Here is a 16,771-nt window from a genome sequence, read left to right as displayed (position 1 = left end):
GAGGGGGAAATCAGTGAAAATACAGGTCTTCAAAGAAGACCTGCGGTAACATGGACGAAGATGTTGGCCTTTGAACTCGGAAAGCTCCTTTATTTAAATCCAATTCAACTTTCCGGGTGAGAAAGCATCTTGAGCGAATTTCCCCCGTAGCGCACCAGCTTCTTACCCAAATAGGATCTACGAACTCGCGACCTCAGGCGAGTAATGCCTTTTCACCCGCTCATATTCCTCGGAAGTGATCGAAAGAACCGTGCCGTGCTTAAAACCGTACGGAAAACTAAAGCTCTCGTCCGAACGCACGAAGCGACCGTCCGCTAGACTATCCGCAATAAACGGCACGTATCCCTGACCTTCGCCCGGCACGCCGTAATAGTCGATCATCAGGCACCATTTGCCGTTCGGCAGCTTGAAAGCGGTCGGCGCTTCGTACAGTCCTTGCTCCAGCTTCGCCATTTCCTCGTCAAACGCGTCAATTCGCACATAATCATCGCCTGCGACGGAGCTGCCTTTTTCCAAGATCAGCGTCTCGGGATTGGCTTCGCTCTTCAGGAACCGGTAAAAGAATCCGTCTTCCTCGTAGATTGCCGAATCGATAATGCCGCTATCCGCTTTCTGGACCAACAATTGCGGCGCGGAAAATTGCTTGAAGTCCCGCGTACGCGAGTAGTAGATGCCTTTTTCCCCGTAGCCGTTGCTTTTGTGCGAGGAAGACCAATGAACGACGTAATCGCCTTGAGTCGGATCGCGAACGATATCGGGCGCCCACAAGCAGCCGAAATTCTCGTCTCCGAGTTCCACCAAGCGCTGCTCCGACCAATTCACCAGATCGTCGGACTCCCACAGCGATAAAGATTTGCTGCCGCCCGTTCCGATATTGGCCCAATCTCCTTTATATTTGCCGTGAAAAGAATTGGCTAAACTGAGGTCGGTGGCGAGAATGACAAACTTTCCTTCGTCCGTGCGAATGATCGTATGATCGCGAACCCCTTTTTCCCCGAGCGTGCTTTCCAATACGTAATGTCCGCCGTTTACGGACTCCCAGTTGAACCCGTCACGGCTGAGCGCGAAATACACCTGCTCGCCGTCAGGGGTCGGTTTTTCTTTAAAATGCACGAAAAGATAAGCGTCCACTGCAAATTCAGCTCCTTTATCGGATATCCTTTCCAGTATAGCGGTTTGCCGGAAAGCCAAACAATGAATTATACTGGCTAAAAACTGACGAATCGTGCTCGATCAGGAAAGTAGGGAAGCATAATGATGAAGCTTGTAAGCTGCGGAAGCCGCTTTACGCACAAAGAGGGAATTCATATCGAACGCCCTCAGGGAGCAGGGAATTACGCTTTCGTATTTTTTCGTTCGCGTGCGGAGATCAAAGTGAACGGGCGCGCGCAAAAGGCGGAAGCCAACTCGTATATCCTGTTCTCGCCGAATGCCGCGCACGCGTATCGCGACCTGGAAAAGCCGTTCGTCAACGATTGGATACATTGCGAGGAACAGGGGTTGAAGGAATGGCTGGAGCGGTTGAGGTTTCCGGTAGATCGGTTAATGACTGCGGTCGATCCCGTTCTCGTGCCCCGATGCGTGCTTGAATTGCAGCATGCCGAGCGGGAAAAGGGGCCTTACCGCGATGAAATCGTTGATCTGGAGCTGCGCGGCCTTTTTATCAAGCTGGCTAACGGTCTAGTGCGCGAGGCGGCCCCGTCCAGAACGAGCCGGTACGCGGAACCGTTGTCCCGGCTTCGAAACGAACTATACGGCTCGCCGGACGCACGAGTTTCGGTCGACGATTTGGCCGAACGCCTGAGTTTAAGCAAATCTTATTTTCAACATTTGTATAAAGAACTATTCGGATGTTCCGTCGTGACGGACATGATTCGGGGGCGCGTGGAATACGCCAAATACTTGCTCGGCAGCACCCGGTTGTCGGTCGGAGAGATCGGCAGGTTGTGCGGATACGAGAACGAGACTCATTTTATGCGGCAATTCAAACAGACGACCAGCGTAACGCCTAGCGCCTACCGAAAAGGTACTCCTTAGAAAACCTAAACAATTTCAATTGCTTCCGGCAAGTTCCGCGGGTATAATCGGAGCCATAATGAAACCCGTTTCACATATAGACAAATCCACGGGGAAAGAGGAATGCAGATGCGACCGGTAACCGTATACGATATCGCAAGAGAAGCCAATGTGTCGGTAGCTACGGTATCGCGGGTGCTCAATAATACGGCGCCCGTCAAAAAAGAAACAAGGGAACGGATCGTCGCGCTGATGCACAAGTACCAGTTTCAACCGAACGCGCTGGCCAGAAGCCTGACGCGCAAGGAGACGGGCATGATCGGATTCATTTTGCCGGACATCACCAATCCTTTTTTCCCCGAGGTCCTGTCCGGATTCGATTATGAAGCGCGCAAGCTGGGCTACACGTATTTCCTCTGCGATACGATTTCGACGAACGAGGAAAACGAGCGTCTGTATGATCGGCAGTACGAGCGGGAGTCGCAGTATCTGAGCCTTCTGATGGAGAAGCAGGTGGACGGCATCGTCATGATCGGCGGACGGGTGGATTTGGCGAAGCCCGATCCCGAGCTTACCCGGGAGTTGGAGGAAGTGGCGAAGCGCGTGCCTGTGCTGCTGCTTAACGGAAGCCTGCCCAAAACCAAGCTGAATCGGGTTTCCGCGGATCAAAAGTTCGGCGCGGAGCTTGCGGTGCAGCATCTGATCGACCTCGGGCACCGGGATATCGCGGTTATCGGCGGATACTCCAAAATGACGAATACGCAGCAGCGGCTGTCCGGATTCCGCAGCGCGATGAAGGACGCAGGGCTTGCCGTGCGCAAAGAATGGATACTGACCGAAGGCTTTTCCGTGCCGAAAGGACAGGAATTTGCCGCTAAACTGCTGAGCGCGAAGCGTCGCCCGACGGCTATTTTTTGCATGAACGACCTGCTGGCGATCGGCGCGTTGAAGGCTGCTCACCGGGCGGGAATCCGGGTTCCGGAAGAATTGTCGATCGTGGGCTATGACGATATTCCGCAGGCGACTTACAGCATTCCCGAGCTCACTACCGTGTCGCTCATGTCGCAGGAAATCGGGCGCCAGGCGGCCAGAACGCTGGACAAAATGATCGCCGGAAAAAAAGTACCGTTGTTCCAATCCATCATGCCGGAACTGGTCGTGCGCGAAACGACGGCACCGCTGAGTGGAACGAATTTCCAGTGAATTTTTTATCGAAAAAGATTGACAATCGCTGAAACTGGTATTATTCTGATCTCAAAAGAAAGCCCTTACATTTTGATTCTGAATGAAACGGGTTTCACTAAAATTTGCAGCATGCCAGGGAGCTATCCGGGAATATCGCTTAACTCGTATTATTATGTATGAGAATAACGCATAAACCTGACAAGATAGGTCCCTTTTTATAGTTGCAAAAATGTAATCGGTTTCATTTGGAATCAGTTCCGTTGACTAGAGAAGGAGGGGATTGTATTGTCCGTACTGACCGAGAAAGAATCGAGCATGGAACTTGCCGATAAACGGACGGGCTCGTGGTGGAAAAAGTTCAAAAACAATCGTACGCTGCTGATCATGTGTTTGCCCGCAATCGTGTTTTTCGTCGTATTCGCGTACTTGCCGATGCCGGGCTTGTATCTGGCTTTTATCAAGTACAACTACTCCGACGGCATCTTCAACAGCCCGTTCGTCGGGTTCGAGAACTTCCGATTCCTCGTCATTACCGGGGATTTGTGGAAGCTCACCTTCAACACCGTCGCGTATAACCTGGCCTTTATCCTGCTGGGGAACATGCTGCAAATCTTCGTGGCGGTGCTGCTCAACGAGCTGAGGGGAAAGTGGTTCAAAAAAGTCTCCCAAACGCTGATGTTCCTGCCCCACTTTATCTCCGCCGTTCTGATCGGCCTGATCGCTTACAACATCCTGAGCTACGATTACGGTCTGCTGAACGGCATTCTGCAATCGCTGGGCATGGAGCCGGTCAAAGTCTACTCGACGCCGAACGCCTGGCCGTTCATCATCGTACTCACGTATCTGTGGCAAGCGACCGGTTACGGTTCGATCATCTACTTCGCGGCGATCATGGGCTTGGATAACGAAGTGGTGGAAGCTTCCGAGATCGACGGAGCGAACGCGTTCCAGCGTATCCGCTACATCGTGCTTCCTTGGTTGAAACCGACCTTCATCATCCTCCTGCTGTTCTCGCTCGGCGGCGTGCTCAAAGGCAACTTCGGCCTGATCTACAACTTGGTCGGCGCGAACAATACCGCTTTGTACGCCACGACCGATATCATCGAAACTTACGTATTCCGCTCGCTGATGACCAACTTCAACTTCTCGCTGGGCAGCGCGGTCAGCCTGTACCAGTCGTTGTTCGGCTTCGCGATCGTCTTGACCGCCAACTGGTTGGTACGCAAGCTGTCGCCGGAAAATTCACTCTTTTAAAAGAAGGAGGGCTAATCAATGGGCGTTATGGACGAAAAAATGGAAAGCACCCGTCGAACGACGGACCGAAGCGGGTTGTTCATTCGAGGATTCAGTTACGTGTTCATCGGCGCGTTCGCGCTGTGCTGCTTACTGCCGTTCCTGCTCGTGCTGGGCACCTCCTTCACGTCGGAAGCATCCGTCAAGCAAAGCGGATTCAACTTCTGGCCGAAAGAGTTCAGCACGTTCGCATACCGCATCGTGCTTGAAAATCCGACGCAGATCCTCGGTTCTTACGCCGTCACGATCGGAATCACGGTGGTGGGCACGGCGATCGGTTTGTTGATCGTCGCCATGACGGGTTACGCGCTGCAGCGTCCCGACTTCCTGTTCCGCAACAAGATCTCGTTCTTCATTTACTTCACGACGTTGTTCTCCGGGGGATTGGTGCCGTTCTACCTGCTGATGACCCAGTACCTGCATCTGAAGGATAACTATCTGGCGATCCTGCTGCCGGGTCTGCTCAGTCCGTTCCTGATCATCATGATGAAAAGCTTCGTTCGCTCCATCCCGCATGCGATCACCGAATCGGCCAAGATCGACGGAGCCGGAGATTTTACCATCTTCGTCAAACTCATTCTGCCGATGACGACGCCGGCGCTGGCGACGATCGGATTGTTCATCGCGCTGGGCTATTGGAACGAATGGTATAACTCTATGCTGTTCCTGTCTTCGGATATGCAGTTCAGGCCGCTTCAGCTGTATCTGTACAACGTGGTCACCAAAGCGGACGCGATCCGAAACTCCGCGGCCGCATCCAACGTGCCGCTCAGCGACGTGCCGATCGAAACGATGAAGATGGCGATCGCCGTCATCGCGACCGGTCCGGTAATCCTGTTTTACCCGTTCGTTCAGCGTTACTTCATCAAGGGCATTACGGTAGGCGCGGTCAAAGGCTGATTGCTCTCCGTTCCATACAATCTCTACACCGTAAGCCAGCAGCTTGTTTGACGGTCATAGCAGACAAGCTGCCAGTTTGAAGATTTTGGCATCCACCAAATCGTTCAGAGGGGGTATACAGATGTTCAGATGGAAGAAAAAAAGCATGGCTTTGCTGATGGCGACGATGCTGGTCGTATTGTCGGCTTGCGGAGGCGGGGGCTCTACGGCTTCGACCGGCGGAACCACATCCGAAGGCGGAGCGGATACGTCGAAGTTCGTCAAGATCAGTTATGTCGTACTCGGGGATAAGCCCCAGAACGGACAGTTCGAAGCCGTAATGGACAAAGTCAACGTGATCATGAAGGAAAAAATCAATGCCGAGCTGGAATGGAAATGGGTCGAATGGGCGGATTGGCAGACGAAATACAATCTGCTGCTTGCTTCCGGCGAACCGGTCGACTTGATCACCATCGGTACCGACTGGCTGGATACATGGGCCAACGCGCAGCGCGGAGCCTTCATGAACCTTGACGAGCTGCTGCCGAAGTATGCGCCGGAAACGTGGAAGTCCATTCCGGAAGAGGATTGGAACGAAAGCAAATACAACGACAAAATCGTTCTGATTCCTGAAAACGATTACACGCAATGGGTCAACCACGGTTTCTTCTATCGCGGCGATTGGGCCAAGGAAGCGGGCATCACGGAACCGATCAAAAACTGGGAACAAATCGGCGATTACCTACAATATATCAAAGACAACAAGCCTGACGTAATCCCTTGGGACATGGCTTCCGGCGCGCAGACTTGGGGCGGATACGTTCAATCGTATACGGATAACCTGGAACTGCCGATCTCGACAGGCTATATGCCGGTCTTCACGGCCGTATCGAACGACGAGAAATATACGGTAGCCGAGCCCGTGTTCAGCGATACGATGGTCGATTACGCGACATTGATGAAGAGTTGGGCGGATAAAGGCTTCTGGCGCGAAGATGCCCTGAACAACAAGAACGATAACCGAGTTGCTTTGAAAGCCGGCTTGTCCGGCATGGACCAACACCATACGCAAACCTTCTCGGGACTGAGAGTGGAAATGGACAGAGACCAACCGGGATCCGAACTGCAAATGTTCGCTTTCAACACGACAGGCGGCAAAAACCTGACGGAACTGTCGATCACGCACGGCGGCACGTCGCTGGGCGCGCACAGCAAAAATCCGGAGCGCGCGCTGATGGCGTACGACCTGATCCGCAACAACGAAGAAATTTATCACCTGATCAACTACGGCATGGAAGGCGTGCAGTACGAACTGAAAGACGGAAAACGTACGCTTCCTGAAGGCTATGACCAAACGCGCGACCAATTCTACTCCGACTTCTGGGGCGGACGCGTCGACAAATTCGAAATTCCGAGCGACACGACTTGGGACAAGATCGGCGACGTGTATGCCGAATACGACAAGATCAAAATCCCTTACCCTTACGGCCAATTCGTATTCGACAAAACACCGGTCGAAAGCGAGCTGACCGCGATCTCGCAGGTAGCGGGCGAATTGGGTCCGGCAATCAATTTCGGTAAAGTCAGCGATCCGGTGCAAGCGGTCGAAGAATTCCGCGCCAAGCTGAAAACGGCAGGCTACGACAAAGTCAAAGCCGAATTGCAAAAGCAGTTGGATGCGTACAAAGCAAAAATGGAAGCTCAACAGTAAATCGTACGGCCTTCAATAAACAGTAGAGTCCCTTGTCCGATTCAAGAAAAAGCTCTCGAATTCCCTAGCGGAATACGAGGGCTTTTTTGCGTTTGAAGCCTGTCGATCTGTCTTCGTCCTCTATGATTCGATCATCGATTATGGTAATTTAGATTTCGGACCGAAAAGCTTTTCGAAAATTACATAACTGTCGGAGGGAGTAGAAATTCCGAAGAAGATCGGTCCCGATTCGGGGTTTCTTCGTGGAGCATGGTTACGTTATTACTGATTATTATTTATTTGGCTTTTATCGGATTGGGATTGCCCGATTCGCTGCTCGGAAGCGCTTGGCCGGTCATGAAGCTGGAGTTGAATGCAACGACGGAAATGGCGGGGATTATCCCGTTTGTCGTATCGCTATGCACCGTGGCATCGAGTTTGTCGGCAAATAAGCTTTTATACAAATTCGGAACCGGAAAAGTCGTGATCGGCAGTATTTTGTCCACTTCTTTGGCTCTTTTCTGTTATTCGATCGTACCGAATTTCGCGCTGTTGATCGTGGGCGCGGTCTTGCTCGGCTTCGGTGCCGGGGCAGTCGATGCGGCGCTCAGCAACTACGTAGCCCTTCATTTCAAAGCCAAACATATGAGCTGGCTGCATTGTTTCTGGGGAATCGGAGCTACGGCAGGACCGTTGGTTATGGCGCTGAATCTTCGTGAAGGAAACGATTGGCGTGGCGGGTTTTCTGCGGTGGCGTTTATATTGTTGGGGATAACGGTTGTCTTGCTGCTGGCGCTGCCTTTATGGAAGCTGTTCGAGAGCCGGATCGAGCAGCAGGATGAAGAGCCCAAATTCATGAGCAGCCGCGAAGCGGTACGTATTAAAGGGGTCAAGCCCGCGATGTTGGTGATGCTGTGTTATAACGGATCGGAGACGGCGGTTGGCTTATGGGCGGCTTCTTACTTGATCGCGAGCAAAGGGCTGGAGGTTAACCAGGCGGCGGCGTTCTCGTCCCTTTATTTTATCGGAATTATCGCAGGGCGAATCCTATCGGGATTTTTATCCGAAAAAGTTTCGGCCAAGCCGCTGATTCGTTACGGAATTCTGATCGGGGCTTTAGGTTTAATCGTGTTGATCGGTTCTTCAAGCGTAGTTCTGGCCGGAGTCGGGCTGTTTGTTTTGGGATTCGGCGGTGCGCCGATTTATCCGAGTATTGTGCACATGACGCCGGAACGTTTCGGGAAAAAGGCTTCGCAAAGCGTAATCGGACTCGAAATGGCGAGTGCTTACACGGGTTCGACGGTGATCCCGATGTTGGTCGGTCTTTCGGCTGGCATGATGGGGTTAACCGTGATTCCTGTTGTGATTCTGGCGTTGTTCGTGCTTATGTTTATTTCATCCGTGTTAGTTCGTTAAGCTTGCGTCAAGCGATTGGGACGTATCTTCGATTTGGGAAAAGCCTCGATATCCCTTCTTGGGAATCGGGGCTTTTTGCATGCGAATTTTGAATATAAATAAAAATTGGTTTAAGATGGTAATGAAGGAGATGATCGTATTGAATGAGCGAATCAAGAAGAAGGGTGCAGTCGATTCAGGCACGGCCTCTTCGCTAATTCGTCTTGAGCAGGTGGGCAAGAGCTACGGCTCGCGCAAGGTGTTGTCGGAAATCTCGCTGAGTCTGGACCGAGGAGAAAGTTTGATTTTACGCGGCGGCAACGGTTCGGGAAAAAGCACCTTGCTTAAGATCGTTGCAGGAATTATTCCGGCAAGCTCGGGTCGTATACATAGAAGTTCAAAGCAGTTGCAGACGGGATACGCGCCGGATCGGCTGCCCAAATTGCGCATGACCTCCGAAGAATATTTGATCCATATGGGGCGGATTGCGGGCATGCCGACGGCAGCGTTAACCACGCGCATCGAAGAATTGCACGAGCTGTTGGAGCTGCCTGCCCACAGTCCGTCGCTGCTTATCCATTATTCCAAAGGCATGCTGCAAAAGGTGAATCTTATGCAAGCCTGTTTGCTTCGTCCTGCCCTGCTGCTGCTGGACGAACCTTTTTCCGGGCTGGACACCGCTTCGTCGGAGAAGCTGTTGACGCTTCTGCACGGTCTCCGAGCGGAAGGCACGGCCGTCATTACCGCTCTGCATGATCCGCTTCCGTCGTGGGAGTCGGTCAGTACCACGTATCGGATTCGCGAAGGACAGTTGATTTTAGAGGAACCGAATACGGACGAAGCCTCGAATTCCGGGTCAGTCCGTTATGAGCTGGACGGGCTGTTGACGGAAAAGGCAAGAGAGCGTTTAGCTGTCGCATTTCCGCGCGTCGACTGGACGGCTGCCGGGAATGCGGTACGTTGCGGCATCCCGAGCGAGGATTGTCACGCGTTCATGCGCGACTTTTGGCAGGCAGAAGGCATCGTATTGTCGCTGAACAGAAAGGAGGGCGAGGTATGATTGCACTGTTGCAGTATCTCCATCGATGCTTTATGCGTTCTTATCGTTATGGCGCGCCGTCGTTTATTTACTTGGCTATTTTGATATTGATTTACAGTTCCGCTCCTAATCCGGTAATGGGAAGCTACGCGTTCTCGTCATCGCTGTTATTTGTTGCGGCAGCGGCGATCGGTTGTCTGGTGATGGATGTGGAAGCGGCTAATCAGGAGATGGCAACCCTGCTGCATGCTCGCAGTTTGGTTCGCTTGAGCGGAGCAAAGCTGTTATATGCCTGGATTTTTGCTTCGGCACTGGGGCTCTTTGCTGTCATTTATCCGGCGTTGCTAGGCAGACTTGAGCGGTTTCCGTATATGGAAGAGTTAGGTATGGCATCGTTATATCATATTTCGTTGGCGGGGTTGGGCGTATCGCTGGCGGGGTGGTTTACCGTCAAGTTATTTGAATCGCGCTTGTACGCCGTATTAATTCTGTGCACCTGGTTGGCGCTTGCTTTCGGAGCAGGCGGAATCGGGAACGCGCTGCCGGAGGGTTGGTCATGGATGACCTATATCTTGCCGCCGCTCCAACTGACTTTGCATGCGTTAACGTTCTACGATGAGTTGGGGACAGGAGGCAAGTGGCTGCCTGTAGGGGCGGCGTTGGTTTATGCAGCAATATCCGCAGCCCTGCTTTTGTGGACTTTGCACCGGCGAAGACTCGATTATCCCGGGGAGTAAAAAAATACCTGATGTTTTGCGACAAAAAGCGCATTCGAACGAGCTCGGTAAGTGGTATACTTCGCTGCAAAAAGGAAGGGGCGATTGTGATGGAAGCCGCGTCGTTGAAAAAAGAAAATATGGAGCAGTTGAAGGAAGCTTTTGAAACCGTTTTGCCTGTTGTCCAGGAGTTGTTCCCGATTGATGTGATGTTTGCCTTGACGGATACGGAGAAGTTTCAAGCCTATCTGCCGGGGAAAGAAGTCGGCATTCCGGTAGAGCCGGGAGCCCCGATTCCTTCGCAAAGCGGGATTCGGCGAGCGCTTGACGAAGGACGAACCGTCAGTGCGAATCTGGGTGCGGAAGTCTACGGTGCTGCATTCAAGTCGGTAGCGAAGCCGATCGGGGATTTGGACGGAAGCGGTCGCCCGGCCGGCGTACTGACGCTCGGCATCAGCTTGCGCAATCAGCAGATATTGGACGGAGCGGCAGAGCATCTGGCTGTCAGCTCGAACGAGGTTCGAACGGCTGCGGACGAGATCGCCAAGACGGCTACCGATCTGGCTGCTGATCTTGCGGTGTTGCAGGAGATTGGGCGAAGCGTCGTCACCGAGTTGAAAAAGACGGATGAGATTCTGTCGTTCATTCGGGAAGTGTCCGAGAATTCGACGCTGCTCGGGATCAATGCGGCGATCGAAGCAGCCCATGCGGGCGAGCATGGCCGAGGATTCGGCGTCGTGGCGGCGGAGATTCGCAAGATGGCGGAATCGAGTGCTTCATCAGCGCGCGAGATCGAGAAGATTTTGGGCTTGATCCGCACGCGGATCGGAAATCTCGACGAGACTCTGGATCGCTGCACGGCCCAGAGCGAACAGCAGGCAGCGGCTACGCAAGAGATCGCGGCTTCGATGGAGCAGTTGGCGGAATCGGCTGGCGAGATCAAAGGAATCGCGAAGTTGTTGTAGGGGCGGCGTCGGGGGAGTGCCGCTGCGGTCGCGTATTGCAATCGGGAAGCTGGATGAGGTTGGAGGAACTTTCCCGATAAAATAAGCTGCTCCTTTGTAGGGAGCGGCTTATTGACTAGAGGAGAACAAAAGAGAGAAGCATGTTTTTCTCAATCACTCATATTTCTAAAACTATTAACTTTCCAACCGTATTTTGTTTTGTAAAATGTAGCTTCGTAAGTAAAAGTGTATGATTTTTTGCCAATGTTTTTTTTCACGGCTTGAGTAAGAATAGCAGCTTTTCCGCTTGCCACTTGTCTTAAAGTTGCTTTTTTATTCGTATCGAATACCGGAACTAAAAGCAGATCGTTGTCTCCGTGCAGATAATGCGGGCCGACCTTGCCATTGCCGAAATTGATTAATCCTTGATTTTCGATTTCGTTAATGAAGTTATAAGTGAATACGTACTGAAGAGATTTTCGCAAACTCTCCGGGCTTCCCTGAGGAGCCATCGTTAATTGTTTATAACGAGCTTGTTGCAATAGCTTTAAAGCTTGTTGAGCATCGATCGGACCTGCGGGAACTCTTTGGCTATCTTGTATTCCATCTTGCCCATAAATCGCGGTTACATATTTTCTGGTTTTGGAATCCCATCTATGTACAAGTTCATCATAAACAGCTGTTGCATGGCTGAGATTACGGGTTTCTGCCGCAAGATACATTTGATAGCCGTAGATTTCGTCGTTTCCATCTTGGTCTTCATCCTTAATTACGACTCTGTCCACGTCTACGTTAAGCGGAAAAGTACCAAAAATTTCGTTTAACGTATTGTTTTTAAATACCTTCACAGATACCGAAGATCCAGCATTTCCTTGACTATCGATGAAAGCTAGTAGATTATTGTATGTTTCGTTTTTCATAGGTCGAATTTCGTAGATATAATCGGATTCTATATTTTGGGTCATGAGTTTTGCTCCCGCACTTGAATAGATTCCTAGATAAGAAACGAGAGGGCCATACTCTCTTTTACTTGGAGCAGACAGAATAATTTCGTCCGTACCGTCGTTGTTAACATCGTAAAACAGGGGACTGGAGACTGATTTTCGTTTCAGTGAGAATTGCTTGGAGAAATGATTCTGAGCCGTATTGATCGCTTGAGTCTGATTCGAAGAATCCGCTTGAATTTCTAAAGGTATTGGTGAACTTGCCAAAAGTAAACTTAGCGCAAGTAAACAAAGGCCTAGCTTTTTTCGCATTGCTTATTTCCTCCATATCTTTATGCCCGTTTTATTTGTAAATGCTAACTAAACTTCTTAAAGAATATATACCATATTTATAAAAATGAAGGAATCAATGATTTGAATTGAAATAACAGACTACTTAATTTGATTTCGGGAAAATTATAAAAAAGAAGCCTCTAAATGACTGGAGGCTTCAATCGCGTCGCAAAGATTCAATTTTTATAGATGACGAAAAATAATTGCTCTCGAAAGCGGCTCTGTTCTGAATAGAGAAGCTTTCTTAACCACGCAGCTTATTCATCCGCTCCTCGTCTTCCTTCGCAATTTCCTTACGCCATTCGTCCAGCTCAGGCAGCACGCGGCCCAACATGACGCAGCAGGCGTAAATGGATTCTTTCAGTTCCACATAGTCTTTATCATAGCCGATCTTGACCAGCTCCTGCACCACCGGCACAGCCTGCTCCGAACCGAGTCTGCACAATCCGTCGGCGAGTTTGGCGATGCGCGTGAAGTGGTCTTCTTTTTCAAGCAAAGCAATCAGCGCTTCTTCGGCCGACGGCAGCAGGATGCGGGACAGGACATCGACGAGACTCAGCAGCAGGAAGCTGTCTTTTTCCTCGTTGTACATCTGCACGAGTTTCTCGATCACCTCTTCGCTGCCTACGCGAACGAGCGCATCGGCGGCTTGTTCGGCAACCAGATCGTTATCGGATTTGAGCGCATCGTAGAACAGAGGGAGCGCGTAAGAGATTTTGAGTTTGCCCGCAGCCTGGATCAGGTAAACGGTACGGATCGACTGGGGGTCCAGCGTGTACTGTTCCTGAAGTTCGTCCATCGTCTCGCGCGGCTGCAGAATCTCGCGTTCGATCAGTTCGGTCAGCAAAAGATCCAACTTGTCGTAGTCGATATCCTCGTAATCCAGTCCGCTGTTTTTTTGCGTTTCTTCATTAAAAAGGCTACGCACTTCCGCATCGCTCAGATCGGAGATTCGAACGTATTCGGCTGCTTCCTCGTACCAGTCTTCGTCCAACGCTTTAATTTGTTCCAGCACCGGCTTGAGCAGGTCGGGATTGCTGCCAAGCAGCATACGGGATAGGAAAATACGCGAATTGCCTGTCACCATGCCTGCGTTCAGCAGATGAAGCATAGCTTGTACGGTGACTTTCGTTTGCGGAAAAGCGGCTGCACGATGCAAATAGACGTCTTCTTTGCGAGGCGCCGACACCAGCTTTTCCAGCACCAGTGCGGAGATGTCCTGCGGGTATTTATACGTTTCGGCCAAAAACCGGATCGCCGCGTTGCTGACCAACGGATCGGCATGCGTGATAAACGGTTTGACCTGATCGGGATTGAACATAACGGTATTCCTCCTTGTATTGAAGGGCTTCGCGGGAAAAGAACCAAGCCCGTTCCGGCTGTCGGCGCGGCGTCGTTCGAAGTCCGATTGCTGACGTCGCGTCCGGGAGCGCCTACCAGTATACCACAGCTTGAGGCCCGAAGGCGCGGAGTATCTTGTTAACGCTATAGGAGTCATTGACTTTTTACTTTTGTTTTCTATATAATAGGGGCATTGCAAAGGTGAACAAAGATAAGATTTGTCGATGATGAGGAGCAGTAGGCAGGTGGACGTTTCCAAGAGAGCCGGCGGTTGGTGGAAGCCCGGCAGCGCACCCTGTACGAACTCGCCTCGGAGATTATGCGGACAGACGGCGGTACATCCGGTTTTTACGGAAAAGACGTCCGGTCGCATCGGTTGATCCCCGTTATCGGATATTTGAGTGAGCGGCTTGTCCGCTAATCAGGGTGGTACCACGGGAAGCAATGCCTCTCGTCCCTGGCGTTTACGACGCCGGCGGGCGGGGGGCTTTTTGATTTTAGAAGCGAAGGGACAGATGACGATGAGCGAAAGAAACGAGCAAGGAGCTGCGGCAAGCGGCTACCGTGCCCAGACGATCGAACCGAAATGGCAGCAGAAATGGGACGAGGAAAAAACGTTCAAGACCGATGACATGGACCATAGCAAGCCGAAGTTTTATGCGATGGACATGTTCCCCTATCCGTCCGGCGCGGGCCTGCACGTCGGCCACCCGGAAGGTTATACGGCAACGGATATCGTTTCCCGCTACAAGCGGATGCAGGGCTTCAACGTGATGCACCCGATGGGTTGGGACGCGTTCGGCCTGCCTGCGGAACAGTACGCGATCGATAACGGCGGTCACCCGCGCGAGTTCACGCTGAAAAATATCAACACGTTCCGTCGTCAAATCAAATCGCTCGGTTTCTCGTACGATTGGGATCGCGAGATCAGCACGACGGACCCGGAATATTTCAAATGGACGCAATGGATCTTCCTGCAGCTGTACAAGCGCGATCTGGCTTACGTGGCGGAAATTCCGGTTAACTGGTGTCCGGCGCTCGGAACCGTGCTGGCGAACGAAGAAGTCATCGACGGCAAAAGCGAACGCGGCGGCCATCCGGTAATCCGCAAGCCGATGCGTCAATGGATGCTGAGAATTACCGCTTACGCCGACCGTCTGTTGGAAGATCTGGAAGAGCTGGATTGGCCGGAAAGCTTGAAGGACATGCAGCGCAACTGGATCGGCAAATCGCAGGGCGCGGAAGTGACGTTCCAGGTGGAAGGCACGGACGAGAACATCGCGGTCTTCACGACCCGTCCGGATACGCTGTACGGCGCGACGTACTGCGTGCTGGCGCCGGAACATCCGTTGGTGGAAAAGATCACGACGGAGCATGAAAAAGAAGCGGTGAAGGCGTATCAGGAAAAAGCGTCGCATAAAAGCGATCTGGAACGTACCGACCTCAACAAAGACAAAAGCGGCGTATTCACGGGCGCGTACGCGGTCAACCCGGTCAACGGAGCGAAGCTGCCGATCTGGATCGCCGATTACGTTTTGGCCGCTTACGGCACGGGCGCGATCATGGCCGTTCCCGGACATGACACGCGCGACTGGGAATTCGCGAAAAAGTTCGGCATTCAGATCATCGAAGTCGTCAAAGGCGGAGATATCGAAAAAGAAGCGTACACGGGCGAAGGCGAACACGTCAACTCCGGCTTCCTGGACGGCCTGAACAAAGAAGACGGTATCGCGCGCATGATCGAATGGTTGGAGCAGGGCGGCAAAGGCGAGGGCAAAACGACCTACCGTCTGCGCGACTGGTTGTTCAGCCGTCAGCGTTACTGGGGCGAACCGATTCCGATCATCCATCTGGAAGACGGAAGCATGAAAGCCGTGCCGGAAGACAGCCTGCCGCTGCTGCTGCCGGAAATGGACGAGATCAAGCCATCGGGCACAGGCGAATCGCCGCTGGCGAACGCGACGGATTGGGTGAATATCGTCGATCCGGAAACGGGAATGAAAGCGCGCCGCGAAACCAATACGATGCCGCAATGGGCGGGCAGCTGTTGGTACTACCTGCGCTACCTCGACCCGACCAACGATCAGGAACTGTGCAGCAAAGAAAAATCGGATTACTGGATGCCGGTCGACCTCTACATCGGCGGCGCGGAGCATGCGGTACTTCACCTGCTGTACGCGCGCTTCTGGCATAAAGTGCTGTTCGATATCGGCGTCGTGAATACGAAAGAACCGTTCCAAAAACTCGTCAACCAAGGCATGATCCTCGGCCCGAACAACGAGAAAATGAGCAAATCGCGCGGCAACGTCATCAACCCGGATGAGATCGTCAACGAGTTCGGTGCAGACACGCTGCGGATTTACGAAATGTTCATGGGACCGCTGGAAGCGACCAAGCCTTGGAACACGAACGGCGTGGAAGGTTCGCACCGCTTCCTGTCCCGCGTCTACCGCATGTTCGTGGACGACAACGGCAGTCTCAGCGCGAAAATCTCGGATACCGCAGGCACCGACGAGTTCAAGCGCACTTGGCACAAAACGATCAAAAAAGTGACCGAAGACATGGAAGCTCTGCGCTTCAACACGGCGATCAGCCAATTGATGATTTTCACCAACGACGCGTACAAGCAGGAAGAGCTGCCGCGCCAAGCGATGCAGGACTTCATTCAACTGCTGTCGCCGCTCGCGCCGCATATCGCGGAAGAGCTGTGGGAGAAGATCGGCCGCACGGACAGTCTGACGTATGCCGCTTGGCCGCAGTTTGACGAAGCATGGACAACGGAGTCCGAAGTGGAAATCGTGATTCAGGTCAACGGTAAGATCGCGCAGCGCGCCAACGTTCAGAAAGATTGGGACGCGAAAGCGCTGGAAGATCATGCAATGAGCCTGGAAAACGTACAGAACGCGTTGGCAGGCAAAACGATTCGCAAAGTCATTGCCGTACCGGGCAAGCTGGTCAATATCGTCGCGAATTAAAACCTTTGAATAAGGCAAGGT

Annotated in this window: 13 protein-coding genes and 1 other annotated feature; of the genes, 10 read left to right on the top strand and 3 right to left on the bottom strand. The window is 52.2% G+C overall.

What is annotated here, in order from left to right:
- Positions 1 to 177: 177 nt before the first annotated feature.
- Positions 178 to 1,131, bottom strand: coding sequence for a glycoside hydrolase family 43 protein (locus HRQ63_RS21150; protein ID WP_172247146.1), 954 nt, complete (start codon positions 1,129 to 1,131; stop codon positions 178 to 180).
- Between the two features lie 123 nt (positions 1,132 to 1,254).
- On the opposite strand from HRQ63_RS21150, the gene HRQ63_RS21145 reads away from it, so the two are divergent.
- The 9 genes from HRQ63_RS21145 to HRQ63_RS21105 all read left to right on the top strand — a co-directional run bounded on the left by HRQ63_RS21145 (position 1,255) and on the right by HRQ63_RS21105 (position 11,178).
- Positions 1,255 to 2,037 (top strand): helix-turn-helix domain-containing protein, encoded by a 783-nt coding sequence (locus HRQ63_RS21145; RefSeq protein ID WP_172247145.1) that lies wholly within the window; start codon positions 1,255 to 1,257, stop codon positions 2,035 to 2,037.
- Between the two features lie 102 nt (positions 2,038 to 2,139).
- The gene (locus HRQ63_RS21140) at positions 2,140 to 3,219 is read left to right on the top strand and encodes a LacI family DNA-binding transcriptional regulator (protein ID WP_308809905.1); all 1,080 of its coding nucleotides are present in this window, start codon (positions 2,140 to 2,142) and stop codon (positions 3,217 to 3,219) included.
- Positions 3,220 to 3,516: 297 nt separating this feature from the next.
- On the top strand, positions 3,517 to 4,455 hold the full coding sequence (locus tag HRQ63_RS21135) for an ABC transporter permease (protein WP_172247286.1): 939 nt from the start codon (positions 3,517 to 3,519) through the stop codon (positions 4,453 to 4,455).
- Between the two features lie 39 nt (positions 4,456 to 4,494).
- Positions 4,495 to 5,394 carry a carbohydrate ABC transporter permease gene (locus HRQ63_RS21130; protein WP_172247285.1) on the top strand — a complete coding sequence of 300 codons (900 nt, stop codon included), beginning with the start codon at positions 4,495 to 4,497 and terminating at the stop codon, positions 5,392 to 5,394.
- A gap of 121 nt (positions 5,395 to 5,515) precedes the next feature.
- Positions 5,516 to 7,084 carry an ABC transporter substrate-binding protein gene (locus HRQ63_RS21125; RefSeq protein WP_172247144.1) on the top strand — a complete coding sequence of 523 codons (1,569 nt, stop codon included), beginning with the start codon at positions 5,516 to 5,518 and terminating at the stop codon, positions 7,082 to 7,084.
- 249 nt (positions 7,085 to 7,333) lie between these two features.
- The gene (locus HRQ63_RS21120; RefSeq protein WP_172247143.1) at positions 7,334 to 8,479 is read left to right on the top strand and encodes an MFS transporter; all 1,146 of its coding nucleotides are present in this window, start codon (positions 7,334 to 7,336) and stop codon (positions 8,477 to 8,479) included.
- A 139-nt stretch (positions 8,480 to 8,618) separates the two neighbouring features.
- Positions 8,619 to 9,518 (top strand): ABC transporter ATP-binding protein, encoded by a 900-nt coding sequence (locus HRQ63_RS21115; RefSeq protein ID WP_172247142.1) that lies wholly within the window; start codon positions 8,619 to 8,621, stop codon positions 9,516 to 9,518.
- Positions 9,515 to 10,234, top strand: coding sequence for a hypothetical protein (locus HRQ63_RS21110; RefSeq protein ID WP_172247141.1), 720 nt, complete (start codon positions 9,515 to 9,517; stop codon positions 10,232 to 10,234). Before HRQ63_RS21115 ends, HRQ63_RS21110 begins: the two co-directional genes overlap by 4 nt.
- An 89-nt stretch (positions 10,235 to 10,323) precedes the next feature.
- Positions 10,324 to 11,178, top strand: coding sequence for a methyl-accepting chemotaxis protein (locus HRQ63_RS21105; RefSeq protein ID WP_280529326.1), 855 nt, complete (start codon positions 10,324 to 10,326; stop codon positions 11,176 to 11,178).
- Between the two features lie 149 nt (positions 11,179 to 11,327).
- Here HRQ63_RS21105 and HRQ63_RS21100 read toward each other — a convergent pair whose 3' ends face one another.
- Together HRQ63_RS21100 and HRQ63_RS21095 are read right to left on the bottom strand one after the other, a co-directional pair.
- Positions 11,328 to 12,413, bottom strand: a complete 1,086-nt coding sequence (locus tag HRQ63_RS21100; RefSeq protein WP_172247139.1) for a hypothetical protein — start codon at positions 12,411 to 12,413, stop codon at positions 11,328 to 11,330.
- Positions 12,414 to 12,678: 265 nt separating this feature from the next.
- Positions 12,679 to 13,755 (bottom strand): HEAT repeat domain-containing protein, encoded by a 1,077-nt coding sequence (locus tag HRQ63_RS21095; protein ID WP_172247138.1) that lies wholly within the window; start codon positions 13,753 to 13,755, stop codon positions 12,679 to 12,681.
- 235 nt (positions 13,756 to 13,990) lie between these two features.
- Positions 13,991 to 14,237 (top strand) — a binding site (T-box leader).
- 59 nt (positions 14,238 to 14,296) lie between these two features.
- Here HRQ63_RS21095 and leuS point away from each other — a divergent pair.
- Positions 14,297 to 16,750: a leucine--tRNA ligase gene (gene leuS, locus HRQ63_RS21090; protein ID WP_172247137.1), complete on the top strand. Its 2,454-nt coding sequence runs from the start codon at positions 14,297 to 14,299 to the stop codon at positions 16,748 to 16,750.
- The last annotated feature ends 21 nt before the right edge of the window (positions 16,751 to 16,771 follow it).

The sequence above is a fragment of the Saccharibacillus endophyticus genome, assembly GCF_013185185.1.
GTDB lineage: Bacteria > Bacillota > Bacilli > Paenibacillales > Paenibacillaceae > Saccharibacillus > Saccharibacillus endophyticus.
The sequence above is the reverse complement of the archived record's forward strand: the minus strand, read 5'-3'. Positions and strand labels throughout refer to the sequence as shown.